Source organism: Stenotrophomonas sp. 05L44_2, from assembly GCF_056665995.1.
The window spans coordinates 1-3,274 of sequence record NZ_JBFTNR010000486.1 but is presented as its reverse complement, the minus strand read 5'-3'; the positions used below and the strand labels follow the sequence as shown (position 1 = coordinate 3,274).

Sequence of the window (3,274 nt, the reverse complement as noted above, 5' to 3'; positions counted from 1 at the left end):
GATCACCGACGCCAATGCCGACCGCATCGGCGCCATCGTTGGCGCTGGCATCGGCGGCCTGCTCGGCATCGAAGAGCAGACCATCGAGTTCCACGAGGGGAAGAAGATCTCTCCCTTCTACGTGCCCAAGACCATCATCAACATGCTGCCGGGCCAGCTGAGCATCATCAGCGGCCKGAAGGGCCCGTCGTTCTCGGCGGTCTCGGCGTGCGCCACCTCCAACCATTCCATCGGCACCGCCATGCGCATGATCCAGTACGGCGATGCGGACGTGATGGTGGCCGGCGGTGCAGAGCGCGGCTCCTCGCCGACGGCGCTGGGCGGCTTCTGCGCGATGAAGGCGATGAGCACCCGCAACGATGCTCCGGAACAGGCCTCGCGCCCGTGGGACAAGGACCGTGACGGCTTCGTGCTGGGCGACGGCGCCGGCATCCTGATCCTGGAAGAGTACGAGCACGCCAAGGCGCGTGGCGCGAAGATCTATTGCGAGCTGGCCGGTTTCGGCGCCAGCTCCGACGCGTACCACATGACCGCGCCGAGCGAGAACGGCGAAGGCGCTGCGCGCTGCATGACCATGGCCATGAAGGACGCCGGTGTCACCCCGGAACAGGTCGGCTACCTCAACGCACATGGCACCTCGACCCCGCTGGGCGACCTCGGTGAGACCATGGCGATGAAGACCGCCTTCGGCGACCACGCCTACAAGATGATGGTCAGCTCCACCAAGTCGATGACCGGCCACCTGCTCGGCGCTGCCGGCGGCGTGGAAGCGATCTTCTCGGTTCTGGCAATGCGCGACAACGTGATTCCGCCGACCATCAACCTGCAGCAGCCGGGCGAAGGCTGCGACCTGGACTACGTGCCCAACGAAGCACGCCAGGCCAAGGTCGACGTGGTGATGTCGAATGGTTTTGGTTTCGGCGGCACCAACGGCACGCTGATCTTCAAGCGCGTCTGATCGCACCGGTAGGGTCGAGCCATGCTCGGCTCCGCCAACCACGAGGCCGCCGCAAGGCGGCTTCCGTGTATCCGTCTCCCGAACTGGCTGCCATGACCCACGCCCCGCTGATCCACCCGCTGCCGCACCCGATCGACCTGCTGGCCCTGCAGCAGCGCGACCCGGCGCGTTTCCCGCTGCTGATGGAGTCCACCGCCTCGGGCACTGCGCAGGGCCGCTGGAGCCTGCTGCTGGCCGCGCAGGGCGACACCCTGCAGCTGGACGCCGATGGCCAGGTGCGCGACCAGCACGGCGCGGTGCAGCCCGGCAGCTTCCTGCAGGCGCTGGACCACGCATGGCAGGCACAGCGATTGCCGCACGACGGCGGCCACGCGCTGCCGTTCCGCGGTGGCTGGGCGCTGATGCTCGATTACGAAGTGGCCAGCCAGGTCGAACCGGTGCTGCCGGCGCGCGCGCGCGATGACGGCCGACCGACCGCACTTGCCCTGCGCTGCCCGGCCGCCGTGCTGCATGACCACCAGGCCGACGCCAGCTTCCTCATTGCCGAAGCGGGCGAGCAAGCGCTGCTGGACTCGCTGGTCGCGCTGGTAGCGGGTGAACTGCCGCCGGCCGGGCAGGGCTGGCAGCCGCCGCAGTCGGTCCGCGAAGACGAGCCGCAGCGCTTCACCGAGGGTGTGCGCCGAGTGATCGACTACCTGCGCGCCGGCGACGTGTTCCAGGTGAACCTGTCGCGGCGCTGGAGCGCGCACTTCGCAGCACCGGTCAGCCCGCAGGCGCTGTACGCGCAGCTGCGGCGGGCCAATCCGGCGCCGTTTGCCGGCCTGTTCAGTGCGCACGGCCGGCATGTGGTCAGCTCGTCGCCGGAACGGCTGGTGTCGGTGCATGGCGGCCACGCACAGACCCGCCCGATCGCCGGCACCCGTCCGCGCTTCGAGGGCGACGACGATGCCGCGCGCATCCAGGAACTGGTCGGCCATCCCAAGGAGCGCGCCGAGCACGTGATGCTGATCGACCTGGAGCGCAACGATCTGGGCCGCATCTGCCTGCCCGGCACGGTCGTGGTGGACGAGCTGATGACCGTGGAAAGCTACGCCCACGTGCACCACATCGTCAGCAACGTCAGCGGCCAGCTGCGCGCGGACGTCACCCCGGGCGAGGTGATCGCCGCGACCTTCCCCGGCGGCACCATCACCGGCTGCCCGAAGGTGCGCTGCATGCAGATCATCAGCGAACTGGAGCAGGTGCCGCGCGGCGCGTACACCGGTGCGTTCGGCTGGCTGAACCGCGATGGCGACCTGGACCTGAACATCCTGATCCGCACCGCCGAGGTGGACGGCAACGAGGTCAGCTTCCGCACCGGAGCCGGCATCGTGGTCGATTCGGACCCGGACAAGGAACTGGACGAAACCCGGGCCAAGGCCCGCGGCCTGCTGCGGGCGCTGGGGCAGCAGGGCTGATCGATTGCCGCCGCCGGGCATGGCTTGTGGGTGCCGACCGTTGGTCGGCACGGACGCGTGCCCCCGGTCATGACCCCGCCCCACCGGCACGGTATCCTGCACGACGGAATCGAGTTCAGAGGTAGTCCATGGCGGGAGCCAAGCGCGGGTGTCTGTTGGTGGTAACGCTGCTGCTGGTGCTGGCCGCCATCGTGGCCGGCGCGGGCGCATGGTTCTTCTACAAGCAGAGCCAGTTTGCCGACGTGCCGTTGACCCCCAGTGCGGACAGCGTGGTCATCGCCAGCGGCGATGGCATGAACAGCGTGCTGCGCAAGCTGCGCGAGGCCGGCGTGGACGAGGGCCAGGACACCCAGTGGCAACTGCTGGCGCGCCAGCTCGATGCCGCCGGCAAGCTGAAGGTGGGCGAGTACGCGCTGAGCAAGGACCTGACCCCGCGCGAGCTGCTGCTGCGCATGCGTGCGGGCAAGGTGCTGCAGCACCGCGTCACCATCATCGAAGGCTGGAACATCCGCCAGCTGCGCGCCGCGCTCAAGCGTGCCGATCCGCTGCTGCACACCACCGACACCCTCGATGACGCAGCACTGATGGACCGCCTCGGTTTCGCCGGCCAGCATCCGGAAGGCCGSTTCCTGCCGGARACCTACGTCTACCAGCGCGGCGACAGYGACCTGGACRTRCTCAAGCGTGCCCACGGCGCGATGGAGAAGGCGCTGGACGAAGCCTGGGAAAGCCGTGCGCCGGACCTGCCGATCAACACGCCCTACGAGCTGCTGACGCTGGCGTCGATCATCGAAATGGAAACCGCGCTGGCCAGCGAGCGACCGCAGATTGCCGGCGTGTTCATGCGCCGCCTGAAGAT

At 68.7% G+C, this 3,274-nt stretch carries 3 protein-coding genes; all 3 read left to right on the top strand.

Going from position 1 to position 3,274, the window contains the following annotated elements:
- On the top strand, positions 1–958 hold a 958-nt coding region (gene fabF, locus AC1VAN_RS16165; RefSeq protein ID WP_480986187.1), incomplete at its 5' end, for a beta-ketoacyl-ACP synthase II.
- Positions 959–1,050: 92 nt separating this feature from the next.
- Complete coding sequence (locus AC1VAN_RS16160) at positions 1,051–2,415, top strand: aminodeoxychorismate synthase component I (protein ID WP_032977353.1); 1,365 nt, start codon at positions 1,051–1,053, stop codon at positions 2,413–2,415.
- Between the two features lie 128 nt (positions 2,416–2,543).
- The coding region (gene mltG, locus AC1VAN_RS16155) for an endolytic transglycosylase MltG (protein ID WP_480986186.1) at positions 2,544–3,274 on the top strand (731 nt) is incomplete at its 3' end.

Coding starts and splice junctions, on each gene's coding strand:
- AC1VAN_RS16160 (WP_032977353.1), top strand. CDS start 1,051: ATGACCCACGCCCCGCTGATCCACCCGCTGCCGCACCCGATCGACCTG.